This is a genomic window from Roseateles sp. (assembly GCF_039929605.1).
Classification (GTDB): Bacteria; Pseudomonadota; Gammaproteobacteria; order Burkholderiales; family Burkholderiaceae_C; genus Pelomonas.
Genome location: NZ_JBDSQX010000046.1, coordinates 18260 through 36523, shown reverse-complemented (window position 1 = coordinate 36523; position 18264 = coordinate 18260). Strand labels below are relative to the sequence as shown.

Here is an 18264-nt window from a genome sequence, read left to right as displayed (position 1 = left end):
TGCCGCAGCCCATGGCGATGAACTCGGCCGCGTCGCGCCAGGTGGTGATGCCGCCAATGCCGCTGATGGGCATGCCCGCGGTGGCCGGGTCGCGGGCGATCTCGGCCACCATGTTCAGCGCGATCGGCTTGACCGCCTGGCCGCAGTAGCCGCCGTGCGAGCCCAGGCCGTCGGTGACGGGGCTCATCGTCATGCGGTCCAGGTCCACGCCCATGACCGAGTTGATGGTGTTGATGAGGCTCACCGCATCGGCGCCGCCGGCATGCGCCGCGCGGGCCGGGAAGCGCACGTCGGTGATGTTGGGCGTGAGCTTGACGATGACCGGCATGCGCGTGTGCTTCTTGCACCACTCGGTCACCTGCTGGATGTACTCCGGCACCTGGCCCACGGCCGAGCCCATGCCGCGCTCGCTCATGCCGTGCGGGCAGCCGAAGTTCAGTTCCACGCCGTCGGCACCGGTGTCGGCCACCTTCGCGAGGATGTCCTTCCAGCTCTGCTCGTTGACCGGCACCATCAGCGACACGACCATGGCCCGGTCGGGGAAGTCGCGCTTCACGCGGCGGATCTCGTCGAGGTTGGTCTGCAGCGGCCGGTCCGAGATCAGCTCGATGTTGTTGAAGCCGATGACGCGGCGGTCCTGGCTCCACAGCGTGGCGTAGCGCGGGCCGTTGACGTTGACGACCGGCGGGTCCTCGCCCAGCGTCTTCCACACGACGCCGCCCCAGCCGGCCTCGAAGGCGCGGCGCACGTTGATCTCCTTGTCGGTCGGCGGCGCCGACGCGAGCCAGAAGGGGTTGGGGCTCTTGATGCCGAGGAAGTTGGTGCTCAGGTCAGCCACGGTGGGCCTCCTTGTCGAGATGGCGGATGGCGCTCAGGCCGAGCGCGCGGTCGATGCTGGCGGCGGCGCGTTTGCCGTGCTCCACGGCCTCCACGGTCAGGTCGCGGCCCCCGGCGCGGCAGTCGCCGCCGGCCCAGACGCGCGCCAGGCTGGTCTGCCCGTCTTCGTCGGTCTTGATGCGGCCGGCTTGCAGCTCGATGGCCGTGCCGGCGGGAGCTTCGTAGGTCTGGCCGATGGCGCGCAGCACCAAGTCGGCCTCGATGAAGAACTGCTCGCCGGTGTCGACCAACTGGCCGTCCTGCAGCGCCGTCGCGGCGAAGCGCATGCCGCGCAGCAGGCCGCTGTCGGCCTCGACGGACAGCGGCCGTGCCCAGCAGCGGATAGTCACGCCATTCGTCTGCGCCCAGTGCTGCTCGTGCGTGGAGGCGGACAGGCCGTCCGGCCCGCGCCGGTAGACCATGGTCACCTGTTCGGCTCCCAGCAGCTTGCTCTGCACGGCCGCGTCCACCGCCGTCATGCCGCCGCCGATGACGACGACCTTGCGGCCTACGGGCACGATCTGCGGCGCGCTCTGGCGCAGCTCGGCGATGAAGTCGACGGCATTGCGCAGGCCCGGCAGCTCGGGCTCGGCGATGCCCAGCGCATTCACGCCGCCCAAGCCCAGGCCGAGGAAGACGGCGTCGTATTCAGCCAGCAGACCGTCGAGCGTGATGTCGCGGCCGAGGCGGCAGTTCAGCTTGGGCGTGATGCCGCCGATGGACAGCAACCAGTCGATCTCGCGCTGCGCAAAACCGCCGGCCACCTTGTACGTTGCCAGGCCGTATTCGTTCAAGCCGCCCAATTTCGGTGCGGCATCGAAGAGAAAAACGTCGTGTCCGCGCCACGCCAGGCCGTGGGCGGCGGCCAGCCCGGCGGGCCCGGCGCCCACCACGGCGATGCGCCGGCCCGTCGGCTGTGCGCGTTCGAACAAGGGTTTTGCTCCGGGATTGGCGAAGTGACCCTCCACCGCAAAGCGCTGCAGCAGGCCGATCTCGACCGGCTTGCTCTCGTTGGTGTTGCGCACGCAGGCCTGCTCGCACAGCACCTCGGTCGGGCAGACCCGGGCGCACATGCCGCCCAGCGGGTTGGCCGTCAGGATGGCCTCGGCGGCGCCGCGCACGTTGTCCTGCGCCACGCGCTGGATGAAGGCGGGGATGTCGATGCCCGTTGGGCAGGCTGTCTGGCAGGGGGCGGCGTAGCAGTAGTAGCAGCGCTCGGCCTCGATCAGCGCCTGCGTGCGGTTCAGCGGCGGGTGCGCGTCGGCAAAGTTGCGCTCGTAGTCAGCGGGGCTCAAACGGCCAGACTTCAGGTCGGCAAGGTCCACGGGAATCTCCGGGTAGAAAACACCCAAACATTACTACCCTGTAAAACTTGACCTAGGCGTAAAAACCCGCAGCAAGCGCTTGGTGCACGCCCGTCAAAATCCGGTGCATGACCGTTGCCGCAGTACGCACCCCCCGCGCCGCCACCCTGCGCAAGCAGGAGGCCATCCTCATCGAAGCCGAACATCAGTTCGCGCGTTTTGGTTTTGAGGGCGTCAGCCTCGACAGCATCGCCGCCGCACTGGACCTTTCGCGGCAAAACCTCCTCTACCACTGGCCCAGCAAGGAAGACCTCTACCGCGCCGTGCTGGACAGCGTCATGGGCGAGTGGATGGCCAACATGAGCGCCATCGCCGACGCCGACGAGCCGGAGGCGGCCATCCGGGCCTACGTGGCCGACAAGCTGCGCTTCAGCCGCGAGCGGCCCAGCGGCAACGCCGTCTTCACGCGCGAGATCATGGCCGGCGCGCCGCGCTACCAGGACGTGCTCAAAGCCCAGGTCATGCCGTTGCTGCACGCCGACGTCGCACGCTTTGAAGGCTGGGCGGCCGCAGGCCTGATCCGGCGCCTGGATTTCACCCATCTGATGTTTCTCATCTGGTCATCCACGCAGTCCTATGCCGACCTGGGGGCGCAGTTTTCGCTCTACATGGGCAAGGCGGCGCTGGACGAAGACGATTTCGAGCGCGCCCGCGAGCTGATCACCGGCCTGATCTGGCGCAGCCTGGAGGTGGCCGAGTGAAGCGACGCGCGCTGTTGGCGGGTGCGGCTGCGGCGGGCCTGGCGGTGACGGGCCTGGCCCAAGCGGCGCCTGCCGCGTTGGTCGCCCAGTTGGAGGTCCAGGCCGCGGCCTGGGACCGGGCCATCCTGGCCAAGGACCGCGCCGCCATCGAAGCCAATATGGCGGAGGACTTCCGCCAAATCGACGCGCATGGCAATGTCGAGACCAAGGCCAGCTTCGTCGACGGCCTGCTGTCGCCCGACTTGGCGCTGGACCCGTACACGGTCGAGGACTTCGAGGTGCGCGTCTACGGCGACACGGCGCTGCTCAGCGGCCGCACGCGCATGACGGGCCACTACCAGGGTCAGGCCTTCCACACGCACTACCGCTACATCGACATCTACGTGCGCCGCAAGGGCGTGTGGAAGATCGTCAGCGTGCAGATCAGCCCGGTCCGCGACTAGCGCCAGCCGGCATCGCGCGCCGCCTTCTCCTGCTCGGCGTTCAGCGCCTCGCCGGCCATCGCTGCATCCACGGCAGTCAGCACCGAGGGCGGCAGGCTGCTGGCGGCCTGGCGCATGCCGCCGCTCGGCGTTGCCACCGTCGCCACCTGCTGCAGCGCCCAGGCGCCATCGCCCTCGCGGCAGGCCAGGCCCGCCGAGGCTGGCGTCGAGAAGCTGCGGCACCAGCGCCCGTCCTTGGCCTTGAAGCTGACTTGCACGGCCACCGCGCCCGGGCCCGCCGTTGGCGCGCTGGCGAGTTGCCGATCCAGCGCCTTGGCGATCTCACCCGTCGCCACCAGGCGGTCCTCTGCGCCCGTGGGCGGTGCCAGCCGGGTGCCGATCAGCGTGCCCAGTACCAGCGTCGCCGCCATGCCGCCCCAGGCCGCCCAGTTGGACATGGCGCGGCCTTTGCCTTGAGCTTTGGCGCGCACGGCGCCCAGGTCGACGACCTGCGCCGCCGGCTCGGCCAGTAGCGCCTTGAGCCGGTCCGGCACGGGCTCGTTCAACACGCCGTCGAAGGCGGCTGAGATTCGGCGCCGTTCGGTTTGCAACTGCTTGTCATTCAAATTCATGGCCACTCTCCCAGCAACTCCTGCAGCGCCTCGCGGGCGCGGGCCACGCGACTGGTGACGGTGCCGACGGGCACGCCCAGCGCCTCGGCGGCTTCTTGATAGCTCAGACCTTCCACAAGCACGAGGCCGACCACCGCGCGGTGCTCCTCGCTCAGCTTGGCCACGGCCTTGCGCACGAGGATGGCGTCGAGCTGCGAGCTAGAACCCGAAACGGCCGGGCCGTCGCCGACGTGCTCGCCTTCCTCCTCGGGCAGGAAGGTCTGGCCGCGCCGTTCGCGGGCACGCAATTCATCAATCCACGCGTTCTGCATGATGCGAAACATCCAGCTGTCCAGGCGCGTTCCAGGCGCCCACTGGTCGGTGCGGGTCAGGGCCTTCTCGACGGCAACCTGTACGAGGTCGTCGGCGTCCTCCGGGGAGTAGGCCAGCGTGCGGCCGAAACGGCGCAGCCGTGGCAGCAGGGCGGCGATCTCCTGGCGAAGTTCAGTCACAGATTCAGGCATCGATACACAGACAACGGACGAGGCATGGATTTTCTTCCCTGCCTCACTCGTTATCCTCACAAACAGCCTGTGAAAGCCATGAAAACTGTCCTCGCCCTGTCTCTTGTTGCCGCGCTGGCGCCCGCCCAGGCCCAACTGCGCCTGCCGCAACTGCCCGGCGTGCAGCGCCTGCCCGGCGCACTCGACCGCGCGGTGGACCGCGTGCTGCAGCCGCTGCCCGACCTGCTCTCGTCCACGACGCAACTGGTGGACCTGCGTGTGACGGGCGCGCGCGACCTGCTGCGCCGCCACCGGGACGTCGTTGAGGCCGACCCGCGCGGTGAGTTGATCCGCCGCCGCGAGCTGCTGCTGGTGTCACCCAGCGACGCGGCGCTGGCCGTGGCGGCGAGCCTGGGCCTCATCAAGCTGCGTGAGGAGGCCTGGCCCGAGCTGGAGCTGCGCGAAGTCGTGCTGCGCGTGCCGCCGGGGCTGGACACGGCCGAGGCACTGGAGAGGCTGCGCGCCGCCCAGCCGGACCTGCAGGCCGACTTCAACCACCTCTATTCACGCAGTGGCGATGTGGCAGCCGGCGGCGGCGGCCCGGTGAAGCAGACCGGTCCCATCCGCGTCGGCCTCATCGACGGCGGTGTGGACCGCAGGCATGCGGCGCTGCGCCACGCGGCCGGCGGCAGCTTCGGCTGCGGCGGCAGCGCGGTGCCCAGTGAACACGGCACGGCGGTCGCGTCACTGCTCGTCGGCCGGGACCGCGGCTTTGCCGGCGCCCTGGGCAAGGCCGAGCTGTTCGCCGCCGATGTGTATTGCGACAAGCCCGACGGCGGCTCGGCCGAGGAGGTGGTGCGTGCACTGGCCTGGATGGCACGCGAGCGCGTCGCCGTCGTCAACGTCAGCCTCGTCGGGCCGCAGAACCGGTTGCTGGAGCAAGGCGTCGCGGCCCTCGTCAAGCGCGGGCATTTGCTGGTTGCTGCGGTCGGCAACGATGGCCCGGCCGCGCCGCCGCTGTTCCCGGCGGCCTATGCCGGCGTCATCGGCGTGACCGGCGTGAACGCCTCGCGCCGCGTGCTGCCCGAGGCGGCGCAGGGGCCGCAGGTGATGTGGTCGGCCCCCGGCGCCGACATGGCCGTGGCGCGCAGCGGCGAGGGCTATGGCGTGGCGCGCGGCACGTCCTTCGCGGCGCCACTGGTGGCCGGCCTGCTTGCGGCGGAGCTGCGCGTGCCCGATGTGGCCGCGGCGGCGGCGGCGGTCGAGAAGCTGTCCGCCAACGCCGTGGATCTCGGCGCGCCGGGCCGCGATCCGGTCTATGGCCGCGGGCTCGTCGCCGAGGACCTGCGCGTCGTGCCCGAGCAGTTGCAGTCGCGCCAGGCGCGCTGATTCACAAGCTCGTCGGTCATGAGTCGTGAGTCATGTCATCTCACACAGTTCTTGCCCGCTCGCTTGGCCTCATAGAGCGCCTTGTCCGCAGTCTCAATCAAGGGGAGAAATGGATCTCCATGCTGCGGAATCATCGTCGCGGCGCCCACGCTCACCGTCATGCATTCGGCCACCGTGGATGCGCCATGGAGAATCTGGAGCTCGTGCACGCCTAGGCGGAGGTTCTCCGCAAGCGATTGGGCTCCGCCAAGCGGGGTTGCTGGCAAGAGCAATGCAAATTCCTCACCGCCAAAGCGCGCAGCAACGTCGGATGACCGTGTGGCGCACGTCTGCATTGACCTTGCCACCCGCTTCAATGCGTCGTCCCCCGCCGGGTGGCCGTAGGTATCGTTGAAGCGCTTGAAGTCGTCGATATCGATCATCAGGATCGACAGCGGGCTTTGCTCCCGAGTGGCGCGTTTCCACTCAATGTCGATTTGTTGATCGAAGTACCTCCGGTTGCTCAGTTCGGTGAGCCCGTCCACATGGGACAAGCGCTGCAGCTTGATATTTGTTTCCATCAGCTGCTGCTGACTTTCTCGAAGTGCACGGAAGGCAAGGTCGCGTTGGAGCTGGATCGAATAAGCCTTGGAGTGATAGCGAATGCGGGCAATCAACTCGACACTGCTCGGCAGCTTGACAAGATAGTCGTTAGCGCCAGCCATGAAGGCATTGCTCTTCACGGCCGGGTCTTCCGTGGTTGACAACACGACGATCGGAATGTCGGCGGTGGCCGGGTTGGCGCGGTATTGGCGCACGAGCGTCAGGCCGTCGACGCCAGGCATGACCAGATCCTGCAGGACGACCGTCGGCCCGATCTGCGCCGCGACCGCGACTGCCTCCGCCGGATTGGCGCAGAAGTGGAAATGAATGTCTGGCTGAGTGATCAGCGTGCGGCGGATGGCCTCGCCGACCATCAGCTGGTCATCGACCAACAGCACCATGAGGGACTTTGCAGAAGGATCGAAAGCCGTTTCCGGGCTCATGAATTCATTCGTCATCATTGGTTCTCCGGTGGGTCGCCTTGCCGGCGACGGCTTTGATCAGTGCCGGTGCGACACGTTCGATCGGCAAGATGTCCACCGCTGCATGCAAGGCGGCTGCAGCCTTGGGCATGCCATGGACGGCGCTGGTGGCCTGATCCTGCGCGATGGTGTAGTGCCCCTTGTCGCGCAGCGCCCTCAGGCCCCGCGCGCCGTCCCTTCCCATGCCGGTCAAGAGGACGCCCACGGCTTTGCCGGCCCACAGCTCGCTCGCGCTTTCAAAGAACACGTTCACCGAGGGGCGGTAGATCTGGTCCAGGGGTTCGTGCGTGTAGCCGAGCCGGGTGCTCGTCTTCAGCCTGAGATGGTCGTTGGTGCTGGCCAGCAACACGGCGCCTGCCGTCGGCGTGTCGCCTTCCTTGGCCACTCGCACCGGCAGCGCGCAATGTTGACCCAGCCACGACGCCATGCCTGCGGCGAACTGCTCGTCCACGTGCTGAACGATGACCACGGCGCCAGGAAAACCTGCGGGCAAGCCGCCGAGCACGGTGGCCAATGCCGCTGGCCCGCCGGCGGACGCACCGATGGCCACCAGCCAGGGCCGGCCGGACTGCAGCGATGCGCGGCGGGCATTCCTCGCGGCGCCTGAGGTCCCGGCCCCGTCACCGATCAGCCGGCCGATGATGTCGATCTTCGCCAGCAACGGCGCGGCACTCTGGCGCAGGTCGCCAATGCCCAGCGCCGGCGTGTTGACGGCGTCGAGGGCGCCGTGGCCCATCGCCTCGAAGACGCGCGAGCTGTTGGCGCCGACGCTGACAGTGACGACCAGGATCGCGCAAGGTGTCGCCGCCATGATGCGGCGCGTGGCTTCGACGCCGTCGATCTGCGGCATCAGCAAGTCCATCAACACCAGATCCGGCAGCTGCTGCGCACATCGCTCCACCGCTTGGGCACCGTTCTCGGCCACCCAGATGACGCGGTGTTCCGGCCGCAGTGCCAATGAGCGCTGCAAAGCCTCTACGGCCAACGGCACGTCGTTCACGATGGCGATCTTCATTGGGGGGCCTCGCCGATCAGGTCCACGGTCGCCTGCAGCAGCGTCTCGTCATGGAAACTGCCTTTGGTCAGGTAGTAGTCAGCGCCGGCTTCCAGGCCGCGCTGACGATCTTCCGCGCGATCCTTGTACGAAACGATCATCACCGGCAGTGACTTCAAATGCGGGTCCCGCTTGACGAGCGTCACCAGTTCGATGCCGTCCATCCGCGGCATGTCGATGTCCGTCACCAGGAGGTCGAAGTGGCCCGTGCGCACGGCGTTCCAGCCGTCCATGCCGTCGACCGCGACTTCGACCTCGTAGCCATGCTGCGCCAGAAGCTTGCGCTCCAGCTCGCGCACGATGAGCGAATCGTCCACCACCAGCACGCGCTTGCGCTTCGCCTTTTCGGCCGCGACGGCGCCCTGCTGCACCTTGCTCAAGTTGCCGGCGGCAACCAGCTTTTGCACCGAGCGGAGCGCGTCTTCTACATCAATGATCAGCACCGGTGAACCGTCGTCCATCAGCGCACCCGCACTGATGTCCTTGATCTTGCCGAGGCGAGGGTCGAGGGGCTGCAGAACCAATTCGCGCTCTCCTATAAAACGGTCCACCACCAACCCGTAGGTGGTGTGGTGGTCGCCCACGACGACGATTGCCAAATCGCCCTCGGGTGGGTTGAACGTGCCGGCCTCCAGGATCTGATGCGCAGCGACAAGCCCGATGCGGCGCCCGTCCAGGCCGAAGTGCTGCCAGCCTTCGAGCACTTCGACCTGGGCCGGCGCCAGGCGCAGGGTGCGAAAGACATGCGCCAACGGGAAAGCGTACGGCTCGCCACCGATGTCCACGAGCAGCGTACGCACGACCGACAGCGTCAGCGGCAACAGCAGGTTGAAGCACAGCCCCTTGCCCGCTGACATCGAGACGCGGATCGTCCCGCGCACCTGCTTGACCATGTTCTGCACCACGTCCAGCCCGACGCCGCGGCCCGAGGTCTCGGTCACGCTGTCCTTCAGCGTGAAGCCGGGAAGGAACAGGAACTCCAGCAACTCCGCCTCGGAAAGCTCCAGCGCCATCTCCGCCGTGGTGAGCTTGCGATCCACAACGGCAACGCGCAGCGCGTCCAGATCGATCCCGCGGCCATCGTCCGAGACCGTGATCAGCAGTGCGCCACCGCTGTGGCGGGCTTCGAGTTGCACGACGCCCGTCGGGGGTTTGCCCGCTGCAAGACGCTGCTCGGTCGATTCGAGGCCGTGGTCGACTGCATTGCGCAGCAGGTGGCCCAGCGGCGCCTCCAGCTGCTGCAGCACATCGCGATCCACTTGTGTCCGTGCGCCGACGATCTCCAACCGCGCCTGCTTGCCCAGCGCCTGGCCGAGGTCGCGCACCATGCGCGGAAAGACCTGGGCGGCATCGGCGAACGGCCGCATGCGGCAGGCCACGGCTTCGTCGTAGAGCCGCCGGGAGAGATCGGTGGAGCGCCGGTCGAACACGTCCAAACTGGCAAGCCCCTGGGCCACCAGCTGTTCGCACTCGAGCACGCGACGCCTGATCTCATCCAGTGCCGCCCATCTTTGCTCATCGGACTGCGAAGCTCCGGCGTCGCGCAGCGCGGCCAGGCTTTGCGCGCAGGCATGCTGCAGCCGCTTGAGTCGCAACAGCGAGTCGGCGAAGGGCTTGTGCCATCGTGAGGCCACCAGCGACTCGGCGGCCAAGCCGAGCAGGTGGTTCAGGTTTTCGGCGGTGACCCGCAAGACGCGGTCCGGGGTGTCATGCTGCGTGGCTGTTGGTGCCGGTCCTGGCGCTGGCGCCTCATGCAATACGCGGAGCGTGTCATCGGGGGCTGAATCGCTCGCTGCCGTGGTCTGCATGGCGAGGGCCAACGCCTTGAGGAACGTGTCGACTTGCAGTTGATCCCCTTCGGGCGGCCGGTCGAAATCAGCCTGCGGGGCGTTGGCAAGGCGGTTCAGGAGATCCACGCCCGCGAGGAGCACGTCGATGTGTGCTTGGTGCAGCCTCAGCCGCCCTTCTTGCGCGGCGACGAAGCAGTCTTCCATCGCATGCGTCAAGGCCACGCCTGCGCTGAGGTCGACAATCCGCGTGGCGCCTTTGAGCGAGTGGGCGGCGCGCATGCACGCTTCGAGGTGCTCGGCCGCTGCAGGGCTTTGCTCCAGCGCCAGCAGGCCCGAAATCAACGCTCGCGTCTGCGATTCCACTTCGATCCGGAACAGCTCCAGCATCGACAGGGCGCTGAGATCGCCGGTGCTCATCCGAGGCTCCGGCTCAGTGTGTGGAGCAGCAGTCGTTCATTGAGCAGACCCACCGTGTTCTGCTGCCAGGCAAAGATCGCTTTTGAGTAGGGCGCCGTGGCGCGCGCGACGGTGCCCGGCACTTCCTTCAAGTCGTGCAAATCGATGCGATGAATGCCGTGCACTTCGTCCACCGGGAACGCCATGCGCTCGCCGTCGCCGCCGATGACCAGCAGGCGCCGCTGCGCGATGCGCTGCCGGTCCCGATTCGATTCGGGCGTGTCCAGGCCGAGCACGGTGCCCAGCGAAACGCAGACGAGCAGTTCGCCGCGCACGTTGGTCAGGCCCAGCACCACGCCGCTGCGCCGGTTGGGCAGCGAGTGAATCGAGCGCAACTCGGCGACTTCGGCGAATGTCGGCGTCGGCAAGGCCAGCCATTCGACACCGATGCGAAAGATGAATACCGACAGCACGTCGACCTGCTCCGCCGCCTGCTCCTGTGCGTAATGGTGGGTCCAGTCGGCGAGGTAGCCAGGCGGGGGCGCGCGGTCGAGCAGGGCCACTGCGGCCGCGGCGTAGACGGGGCAGTTGCGGCAGTGAACGTACTGTTCCAGTTGCGGGCACGATCCATCGCCTTGCACGCCGATGCGGTTCCAGCAATCCATGATGCGGGTGGGCATCGAGGCCTCGGCGTCAGTCGGCGCGTGCATATTGCGTCTTGCTCTTGTTCAGCAGTCGGTCCGCGCGCTGCTGCAATACCTTCGCGCCAGCCACGTCGCCGCGCTTGTGCAGCAGGAAGGCGAGGTGAACCAGGGCTTCGTGATGTGGGCTCGAGATAGAGCGCCTTGCGGTAGCTGTCGGCGGCTTCCTCCAGGGTGCCGCTGGCGTCGCGTATCAGGCCGAGCAGATAGAACGCCTTTGCCGACGGGCCGTGCGCACGCAAATGCGCTTCGCAACACTTGCCAGCTTCTGCCAGGCGCCCCTGGTCTGCCAGACGCTCCGCGTCATCAATACCCGGCGCGAGGTGGGGAGGTGCGTTGGCTTTGGGGGTGGCCGCAGGCTTTGCCGGGATCCTGCCAAGGGGCTGAGCACTCACCGGCCTTGTCTGCGGGGCAGGGTGCACAGTGCCAGGCGTCGTGTCGCGCGCCGTCTCGGGCGCAACAGCAGTTGCCTTGCGAAAGGCAAATGCCAGCGGCAGCTTGGTGGAAACGAAGCCGTGGTTCAACAGCACGCCGGTTTCGGAGGGTCCGACGAACAGCAGACCCTGTTCTTTCAGCAGGCGCGCCAAGACCTGGATGACGCGGTTCTGCGTGGGGCCGTCGAAGTAGATCAGCACGTTTCTGCAAAAGATGACGTCGTAGAGCTCCACGCCTGGCAGAAGGTCGGCGGCAATGAGATTGCCCTGCTGAAACTGCACCTGTTCTCGCACTGCCTCGGCCAGCTGATCACCCTGCGCTGTGTGCTCGAAGTAGCGGTCATGGAACGCCAACTCACTGCCGCGAAACGAATTCTTTCCGTACACCGCGCGCCGCGCCTGCGCCAGCCCGCACGCGCTGATGTCGATGGCGTCGATGGCAAAGCGGTGCGCTGGAATGCCCGCGTCGAGCAGCGTCATGGCCATCGAAAAGGGCTCTTCGCCGCTCGAACACGGCAGACTCAACAAACGCAGCGATCCGTGCCGATGTCGAGTCAGCCAGTCGTCTCGGATCAGCTGCCCCAGCGCGCTGAATGCCAGCGGGTCGCGAAAGAACCAGGTTTCCGGCACGACCACCGCCTCCACCAATTCCTGCAATTCGATTTCCGAACTGCACACCCGTTCCCAGTAAGCCTGCGTATCCGGCAGCCGGCAGATCGACAGCCGTTTTTGCACCGCGCGCTCGATGGCCGCAGAACCAATCGACGCAGCATCCAGGCCCATGGTCTGCTTCAGGAGCTGCTCGAATGCGGTGATGTTCATGACGCCTGCTTCGGTTCGTTGAACAGCAACTCGCGCACGGGCGCCGGCAGCAAGCGCAGCACGTCGATGCGTTGGATCAAGCCACGTGCGTCGCTGGTCACCGGGCCCAGATAGGACGCCCCGTCGGGGTCGACGCCGGCGGGAACGAAGTCGGCGGGTTCGCGGCGCAGCGTTTGCGTGGCCTGCTCGGCCAGCAAGCCCAGCAGCTGCGGGCCGCCCGCAGGATCTGGAAAATGAACGAGGACGATGCGCGTGCTCAAACGGCTCGATGCCGGGCGGCCGAGCGTCAATTCGCTCAAGTCGATCACCGGCACGGGCGCGCCGCGGTAGTTGCACAGGCCCGCTACGGCCGGTGGCGCCCGCGGGACGGCCTTCATGTCCAGCCGTGGCAGCACTGCCGTCACCTGGCCGATGTCCAGCGCGTATCGATCCTTGCCCAGTTGAACGAGAAGGAACATCACTTGACGCCGTCCTGTGCTGAGGGCTGGTGACGACGGCTATGCCTCGGTCAACTTGAAACGCGAGACGCCGCTGCGCAGCCCGCCGGTGGCCTGATTCAGTCCGTCGATGGCCTGGTTCGACTGGTGCAGCGATTCGACGGTCTGCTGCGCAGCGTCGCTCAACTGTGTGAGCGCCTGGCTGATCTGCTCGGCACCGGTGGCCTGCGCCTGCATGCCCTCGTTGACCGACTCGAAGCGTGGCGCCAGCGCCTGCACCTGCTGGATGATCTGGGACAAATGGCTGCCGACCTGCTGCACTTCCTGCAAGCCGCGGCGCACTTCCTCTGAAAACTTGTCCATGCCCATGACGCCGGCCGAGACGGCGGACTGGATGTCCTTGACCATCTGCTCGATGTCGTAGGTCGCCACGGCGGTCTGGTCCGCGAGCCGCCGGATCTCGGTGGCCACCACGGCAAATCCACGGCCGAATTCGCCGGCCTTCTCGGCCTCAATGGCAGCGTTGAGTGACAGCAGGTTGGTCTGGTCGGCCACCTTGGTGATGGTGGTCACCACCTGGTTGATGTTGCCGGCCTTCTCGCTGAGGACCGCAAGTTTGGTGTTGATGGAGCCGACCGCTGCCATGACGTTGTGCATGGTCTCGTTCATCTTCGACAGACCGTCCTGCCCATCGCCTGCGAGAACAGCGGTTTGTTCAGCCACCAGCGAGACTTCGGACATGGTCCTGACCAGGTCCTTGGAGGTGGCCGAGATTTCCTTGGACGTGGCGCCGATTTCGGAGGTGGTCGCGGCGATCTCACTGGCGGTGGCCTGCTGCTCCCTGGCGGTGGCGGAGATCTCGGTGGCAGACGTGTTGACCTGAATGCCGGATTTCTGCACCTGGCCCACCAACAGGGTCAGCTCGTCAATCATGCGGTTGAATGCACTCGCCAGCGTGCCAAATTCATCCTGCTGGCCCGGGGCCATCCGTTGCGTGAAGTCGCCCTTGCTGATGGCATCGGTGGCGGTGATCAGTCGCCCCAGGGGCCGGGTGATTGACAGAAACAGGAGATAGCCGCTGACGAAGGCGAGCACGAATGCCACCGCCAGGCTCGCGATGATGGCGGTCTTGGCCGTTGCAACCGACGTCATGATCTGCCGCCCGGCTTGATCGCCGTAGGCTGTGTTGAAGTCGACGATGACCTGCAGGGCCGCCTGTACTTTCTCGAACTCAGGGTCCACCAGGTTGTTCAGCAGCGCGCGGGCCTCGGTGTTCTTGTTGTCCGCGCTCAACTTCAACAGGTCGTCCTGAGCGCGCCGGTAGGGCCCGCGGAGGGTCTTGAATGCCTCGAAGTTGGCCCGATCCTGCGGCACGAAAATGGTCGTCTCGTAGGCTTTGGCAAGGTCTTCAAGGCGAGCCCGGTTGGCTTGGAGCTGCGACTCCACATCGCGTATCGAGGCTGCATCGGTCTGCAGGATGTGTTCCTGCGTGAGCGAGTAGTTCGCAAGCCAGGCTGACAGGAGCTGGCCGCCCACTGCCACGCCGGGCAGCGCGTCCTTCTGAACGGTGGTCGCGTCATGCTCGACGAGTTGAAGGTGGGTGTAGGCAATGCCTCCCATCACGATCATCAGCGCCAACACGGCAGCGAAGCTGCCCAGGATGCGTTGCCGAATGGTCCAGGTCTTCATGGCGGAGTCTTGGTCAAAAACCGTTGAGGACAACCATACCAACTGAGAGCGCTTCGTCACAGTGGAAGACAAACTCTAGTTGATCCAGTGCGAAAGCGCATCTGACACAAACCGTTGCAACCGGGCCGGGAAGGATCTTTCGACAGCGGTCGTTGTACTCAGTGAAAGGGCCAGAAAGGCTGGCTCTTCTGACACAACCACCCGGAGATTCATCATGTTTGCAACCCGTCGCACCCAAGTCCTTCGCGCCACGCTGAGCATCGCCGCCCTGTCGGCTGGCCTGCTGGCTGCCAACGTCCACGCCGCCGGCCTGCTCGGCGGTGGCGCCGGCGGCGGCCTAACCGGGGGATTGACTGGTGGCTTGAATGGCGCGCTGTCGCCCCGCCAGCTCGACGTCGGCGGCAAGGCCACCGGCTCAGCTGCCGGCTCGGCCAACGCGGATGGCTCGCTGCTCAAGGGCACCGTCGACAAGACCAAGACCCAGGTCGGCGACCTGAAGCAGGGCGTGACCGACAAGGCCGGCGATGCCAAGACCGCTGTGCAGGGCACGGTCGACGGCGCGAAGACGACGGCCGGCGACAAGGTCAGCGATCTGAAGACCAGCGGCCAAGGCCTGAAGGACCAGATCGGCGCCACCGCCACCAACGCCTCGGGCAGTGCCGACGGCAGCGTGACTGGTGCCATCAGCGGCACGGCCAATGGCGCCAGCGGCAACCTCGGCGCCCAGGGCAGCGGCATGCTGAACGGTGCGCTGAACGGCGGCAATGCCACCAGCGCCACGCCCGCCACACCCGCCACACCCGCCACGCCTGCTGTGCCGGCAGCGCCGACCACACCCACGGCGTCCATCACGCCGGCAACGCCTGCCGCCCCTGCCACTCCTGCCGCTCCGGCGACCGCTGCCAAGCCCGCCCCGTCGACAACGGCCGCCAACGGCAGCGCCAGCAACAAGGCCGTCGGCGGTGCCGCCAGCACCCAGGCAACCGGCCGCAATGCCCAGGCCTCGGGCAGCGCCGCAGCCAAGGCCTCGCGCGCCGACCGCTCGGTGACGCTGGACGCCTCCGCCAACGGCTCGGCCCAGCGCTGACCCGGCCTTGACCGGCGATGCCCCGCGACCCTGCCGGTCGCGGGGCATCGCTTCATCCCCTGCGGCTCAGCTGTCGCATCGCAATGCCGCCGCACAGCACGGTGAAGCCGATCAAGACGGCCAAGGCCATCTCCGGCCCGATGTAACGGAACTTGTCGACACCGCCGGCCGCGAAGACGAGCTGGTTGAGGTGGAACTGCGGCCAGAACGGCACCTGGAAGTACATGGACTTGGGCAGCGGGAAGAACACGCCCGACAGATAAAGCCCCGGCAGATACAGCAGGTGGGCGTAGGCCGGTGCCGCGGTGCCGCTGGCGAGTGCGCCCACCATCACGCCCATGGCGCAGAACGGGATGGCGCCGGCGATGAGCACGGCGCTCATGGCCGCGAGCTGGCCGGCGCTCAAACCGCCTTGGCCGCTGACGGCCGTGACGATGAGGATGGGCAGGTAGGCGATCACGCCCGTGACGACGCCGACCACGATCTTGGCGGTGAGCCAGGCGCCGGGTGGCGCGGGCTGGGCGCGCTTGAGCGTCAGCAGGCCCAGTTCGCGCTCCATGGCGATGGACGGGCAGGTGGCGAACACGGCGGCCATGGTCACGGCCATCAGCGAGAAGCCGGAGAACATGAAGCGGGCGGCGTCGGGGTCCTTGGCCGTCATCTCGCCGGCCACCGCGAAGGCGAACAGCAGATACATGGCGACCGGCAGCACGAACATGGGCAGCGCGAAGGCCGGCGAGCGCAGCAGGCGCAGGAGTTCGAGGCGGATCTCGACGGCGTAGGGCGAACCTGAGCGCTGGGGCGAGGCGAGGGTCAGCGTGGTCATGCGGCCTCCTGGGTGAGTGCGTTGAATGCATCGTTGAGCCCGGCCTGTTTTACTTCCAGGCGCGAGAGTTGGGGGTCCGCGGCGAGCAGGCGGCGCACGAGGCTTTCGGCATCGGTGGCGACGATGGACAGCTGGGCGTGGTCGCAGGTCACGTCGACGACGCCCGGCCAGCCGCGCACGTCGTTCGCGGCCGTCGTCGTGTTGCAGCGGATGTGCCGGCGCGACACCAGCGCGCGCATCTCGTCCACGCTGCCCGAGGCGATGACGCGGCCCTTCCCGAGCACGGCGACGCGCGTCGCCAACGCCTCGGCTTCCTCCAGGTAGTGCGTCGTCAGCAGGATGGAGCAGCCCTCGCGCAGCAGCGCGCGGATGTTGGCCCACATCAGCTCTCTTGCCTGCACGTCGAGGCCGACGGTGGGCTCGTCCAGGAACAGCACCTTGGGCCGGCCGCAGATGGCGATGGCGAACTGCACCTGGCGCTTCTGGCCGCCGGAGAGCTTGCCGTAGTGGCGGCTGGCCAGCGCCGTGATGCCGGCGCGCGCCAGCGTGTCCTTCACGCTCAGCGGGCGGGCGTAGTAGCTGGTGGACAGGGCCACCAGCTCGTGCACCTTCAGGTCTTTCGGCAGCTCGACGTCCTGCATCATGACGCCCAGGCCCTGGCGCCGCGCGATCTCCTGCGGCGAGCCGCCGAGGAGCTTGACGATGCCGGCGTCCGCGTCGTGCAGGCCCAGCCAAAGCGAGATGGCGGTCGACTTGCCAGCGCCGTTGGGACCGAGCAGCGCGAGCAGTTCGCCGCGCTTGAGTTGCAGGTCGACGCTGCTCAGCGCCTCCAGCTTGCCGTAGCGCTTGGACACGCCGCACAAAGAGGCGACGAGGTCGTCGTCCACCGCCGCCGCTTCGACTGAAGCCGGCGCCGCGCCGCGCGGATAGGCCCGGCCGTTGAGCAGCTTGCCGATGACGGTGGAGCGCACCAGCCAGTGGTAGCTCAGCAGCAGGATGGCCAGGCTGGCCAACACGACGAAGGGGTACTTCACGCTCCAGTGCAGCGGCCAGTCGCCCACCCAGACCTGCAGCGCGCACACCAACGGCAGGTGGGCGAGGTAGATCCAGTAGGACGCATCGGCAACGTAGCGCCGCGCGGCGCTGTGGCCCGACAGGAAGCGCAGCGCCAGGCCGGTGATGGCAAAGACCCAGGCCCACACCGACACGCCGAAGGCCAGCGCGAAGAGGGTCTTGGGGCCGTCGGGCATGCCGAAGGGCGGTTGCGTCTTGAGGATGTATAGACAAGTGGCCGAGGCCGCCGCCGCCAGCACGAGGTGGGGCAGCCAGCGTGCGCTCATCGCTGCCAGCGCGCCCTGCGAGCGGTGCACCAGCCAGCCGAACGCGAAGGCCGTGCCGAAGCCGACGGTGGCGGGCAGCTGCGGGATCAGCGACTGGTCGGGCGTCGGGATGCCCAGCCAGGGGAACCACGTTGGCGTGGCCAGCAGGCATGCGACCACGGGCAGGCCCAGCAGCAGCGTGGCCGCGCCCCAGCGCACAGAGCCGGCCACGGCACGGTCGATGAGGTTGCGCAAGACCTGCTGCTTGTCCAGCACCGCGACGACGCTGCGCACCACCAGCGCGCCGGCGTACAGCCACAGCAGCTGGTACAGGAACCACAGGTGGAACAGCGGCAGCGCGCCGAAGGTCTTGGGCGTCTCGGGTGGCGCGGGTGGCGCGCCGTTGAAGACCTTCTGCATGCCCCAGCCCCACACGAAGACGATGGCCGGGAACAGCAGCATCCAGCCCACCACCAGCGGCACGGCGATGCGTTTGCCGCGGTTGGCCCAGAAGCCGGCGGTGCCCAGCTTCTGGTGCAGCAGCCGCGCGAAGTAGCCGGCGATGAAGAAGAACAGCGTCATGCGGAAGCTGTGCGCGACGAAGCCCGCCTCGCCCAGGAAGGCGCTGGGCGAGTTGTCGCTCATCGCCCACATGCCTTTCGGCAGGCCGGGCAGGAAGGACATCGTGGCGTGGAAGGCGACGCCCAGCAAAAGGGCAAAGCTCCGCACTGCGTCGAGGGCGTGGAGCCTCTCGCCGTTGGGTTGGTGTTGCATGGTGT

At 67.4% G+C, this 18264-nt stretch carries 17 protein-coding genes; 4 read left to right on the top strand and 13 right to left on the bottom strand.

Annotated features, from left to right (window positions below; translation table 11 throughout):
- A partial coding sequence (gene preA, locus ABIS05_RS06640) for an NAD-dependent dihydropyrimidine dehydrogenase subunit PreA (RefSeq protein ID WP_348009191.1) occupies positions 1-838 on the bottom strand: 838 nt, incomplete at its 3' end.
- Positions 831-2201 carry an NAD(P)-dependent oxidoreductase gene (locus tag ABIS05_RS06635; RefSeq protein WP_348009190.1) on the bottom strand — a complete coding sequence of 457 codons (1371 nt, stop codon included), beginning with the start codon at positions 2199-2201 and terminating at the stop codon, positions 831-833. The genes ABIS05_RS06635 and preA, both read right to left, overlap by 8 nt.
- Before the next feature lie 107 nt (positions 2202-2308).
- Here ABIS05_RS06635 and ABIS05_RS06630 point away from each other — a divergent pair, with 107 nt between their 5' ends.
- On the top strand, positions 2309-2941 hold the full coding sequence (locus tag ABIS05_RS06630) for a TetR/AcrR family transcriptional regulator (RefSeq protein WP_348009189.1): 633 nt from the start codon (positions 2309-2311) through the stop codon (positions 2939-2941).
- Complete coding sequence (locus ABIS05_RS06625; protein ID WP_348009188.1) at positions 2938-3384, top strand: nuclear transport factor 2 family protein; 447 nt, start codon at positions 2938-2940, stop codon at positions 3382-3384. Before ABIS05_RS06630 ends, ABIS05_RS06625 begins: the two co-directional genes overlap by 4 nt.
- Here the strand turns inward: ABIS05_RS06625 and ABIS05_RS06620 are convergent.
- A complete protein-coding gene (locus ABIS05_RS06620) occupies positions 3381-3995 on the bottom strand; it encodes a NepR family anti-sigma factor (RefSeq protein ID WP_348009187.1) in 615 nt (204 codons plus the stop codon). The two genes, ABIS05_RS06625 and ABIS05_RS06620, sit on opposite strands and share 4 nt — an antisense overlap.
- Positions 3992-4486, bottom strand: coding sequence for an RNA polymerase sigma factor (locus tag ABIS05_RS06615; protein ID WP_348009186.1), 495 nt, complete (start codon positions 4484-4486; stop codon positions 3992-3994). Before ABIS05_RS06615 ends, ABIS05_RS06620 begins: the two co-directional genes overlap by 4 nt.
- Positions 4487-4576: 90 nt before the next feature.
- Between ABIS05_RS06615 and ABIS05_RS06610 the strand changes: the two genes are divergently transcribed.
- Positions 4577-5866: a S8 family serine peptidase gene (locus ABIS05_RS06610; protein ID WP_348009185.1), complete on the top strand. Its 1290-nt coding sequence runs from the start codon at positions 4577-4579 to the stop codon at positions 5864-5866.
- Positions 5867-5901: 35 nt separating this feature from the next.
- Here ABIS05_RS06610 and ABIS05_RS06605 read toward each other — a convergent pair whose 3' ends face one another.
- From ABIS05_RS06605 to ABIS05_RS06575, 7 genes are read right to left on the bottom strand one after another with little or no spacing between them, the layout of a single operon-like run.
- Complete coding sequence (locus ABIS05_RS06605) at positions 5902-6906, bottom strand: diguanylate cyclase domain-containing protein (RefSeq protein ID WP_348063228.1); 1005 nt, start codon at positions 6904-6906, stop codon at positions 5902-5904.
- Positions 6896-7945: a chemotaxis response regulator protein-glutamate methylesterase gene (locus ABIS05_RS06600; RefSeq protein WP_348009183.1), complete on the bottom strand. Its 1050-nt coding sequence runs from the start codon at positions 7943-7945 to the stop codon at positions 6896-6898. Before ABIS05_RS06600 ends, ABIS05_RS06605 begins: the two co-directional genes overlap by 11 nt.
- On the bottom strand, positions 7942-10191 hold the full coding sequence (locus ABIS05_RS06595; protein WP_348009182.1) for a hybrid sensor histidine kinase/response regulator: 2250 nt from the start codon (positions 10189-10191) through the stop codon (positions 7942-7944). The genes ABIS05_RS06600 and ABIS05_RS06595 overlap by 4 nt, the downstream gene beginning before the upstream one ends.
- Complete coding sequence (locus ABIS05_RS06590; protein WP_348009181.1) at positions 10188-10598, bottom strand: chemotaxis protein CheW; 411 nt, start codon at positions 10596-10598, stop codon at positions 10188-10190. Before ABIS05_RS06590 ends, ABIS05_RS06595 begins: the two co-directional genes overlap by 4 nt.
- The gene (locus tag ABIS05_RS06585; RefSeq protein ID WP_348009180.1) at positions 10511-12127 is read right to left on the bottom strand and encodes a CheR family methyltransferase; all 1617 of its coding nucleotides are present in this window, start codon (positions 12125-12127) and stop codon (positions 10511-10513) included. The genes ABIS05_RS06590 and ABIS05_RS06585 overlap by 88 nt, the downstream gene beginning before the upstream one ends.
- Positions 12124-12585 carry a chemotaxis protein CheW gene (locus tag ABIS05_RS06580; protein WP_348009179.1) on the bottom strand — a complete coding sequence of 154 codons (462 nt, stop codon included), beginning with the start codon at positions 12583-12585 and terminating at the stop codon, positions 12124-12126. The genes ABIS05_RS06585 and ABIS05_RS06580 overlap by 4 nt, the downstream gene beginning before the upstream one ends.
- 39 nt (positions 12586-12624) lie before the next feature.
- Positions 12625-14253, bottom strand: coding sequence for a methyl-accepting chemotaxis protein (locus ABIS05_RS06575; RefSeq protein ID WP_348009178.1), 1629 nt, complete (start codon positions 14251-14253; stop codon positions 12625-12627).
- Positions 14254-14467: 214 nt separating this feature from the next.
- On the opposite strand from ABIS05_RS06575, the gene ABIS05_RS06570 reads away from it, so the two are divergent.
- Positions 14468-15340, top strand: a complete 873-nt coding sequence (locus ABIS05_RS06570; protein ID WP_348009177.1) for a hypothetical protein — start codon at positions 14468-14470, stop codon at positions 15338-15340.
- A gap of 52 nt (positions 15341-15392) precedes the next feature.
- Here the strand turns inward: ABIS05_RS06570 and ABIS05_RS06565 are convergent, their stop codons facing one another.
- Together ABIS05_RS06565 and ABIS05_RS06560 are read right to left on the bottom strand one after the other, a co-directional pair.
- The gene (locus ABIS05_RS06565) at positions 15393-16166 is read right to left on the bottom strand and encodes an ABC transporter permease (RefSeq protein WP_348009176.1); all 774 of its coding nucleotides are present in this window, start codon (positions 16164-16166) and stop codon (positions 15393-15395) included.
- Positions 16163-18259, bottom strand: a complete 2097-nt coding sequence (locus ABIS05_RS06560) for an ATP-binding cassette domain-containing protein (protein ID WP_348009175.1) — start codon at positions 18257-18259, stop codon at positions 16163-16165. The genes ABIS05_RS06565 and ABIS05_RS06560 overlap by 4 nt, the downstream gene beginning before the upstream one ends.
- Positions 18260-18264 lie beyond the last annotated feature (5 nt).

Coding starts and splice junctions, on each gene's coding strand:
- ABIS05_RS06630 (WP_348009189.1), top strand. CDS start 2,309: ATGACCGTTGCCGCAGTACGCACCCCCCGCGCCGCCACCCTGCGCAAG.
- ABIS05_RS06620 (WP_348009187.1), bottom strand. CDS start 3,995: ATGAATTTGAATGACAAGCAGTTGCAAACCGAACGGCGCCGAATCTCA.
- ABIS05_RS06610 (WP_348009185.1), top strand. CDS start 4,577: ATGAAAACTGTCCTCGCCCTGTCTCTTGTTGCCGCGCTGGCGCCCGCC.
- ABIS05_RS06605 (WP_348063228.1), bottom strand. CDS start 6,906: ATGACGAATGAATTCATGAGCCCGGAAACGGCTTTCGATCCTTCTGCA.
- ABIS05_RS06600 (WP_348009183.1), bottom strand. CDS start 7,945: ATGAAGATCGCCATCGTGAACGACGTGCCGTTGGCCGTAGAGGCTTTG.
- ABIS05_RS06595 (WP_348009182.1), bottom strand. CDS start 10,191: ATGAGCACCGGCGATCTCAGCGCCCTGTCGATGCTGGAGCTGTTCCGG.
- ABIS05_RS06585 (WP_348009180.1), bottom strand. CDS start 12,127: ATGAACATCACCGCATTCGAGCAGCTCCTGAAGCAGACCATGGGCCTG.
- ABIS05_RS06580 (WP_348009179.1), bottom strand. CDS start 12,585: ATGTTCCTTCTCGTTCAACTGGGCAAGGATCGATACGCGCTGGACATC.
- ABIS05_RS06575 (WP_348009178.1), bottom strand. CDS start 14,253: ATGAAGACCTGGACCATTCGGCAACGCATCCTGGGCAGCTTCGCTGCC.
- ABIS05_RS06570 (WP_348009177.1), top strand. CDS start 14,468: ATGTTTGCAACCCGTCGCACCCAAGTCCTTCGCGCCACGCTGAGCATC.
- ABIS05_RS06565 (WP_348009176.1), bottom strand. CDS start 16,166: ATGACCACGCTGACCCTCGCCTCGCCCCAGCGCTCAGGTTCGCCCTAC.
- ABIS05_RS06560 (WP_348009175.1), bottom strand. CDS start 18,259: ATGCAACACCAACCCAACGGCGAGAGGCTCCACGCCCTCGACGCAGTG.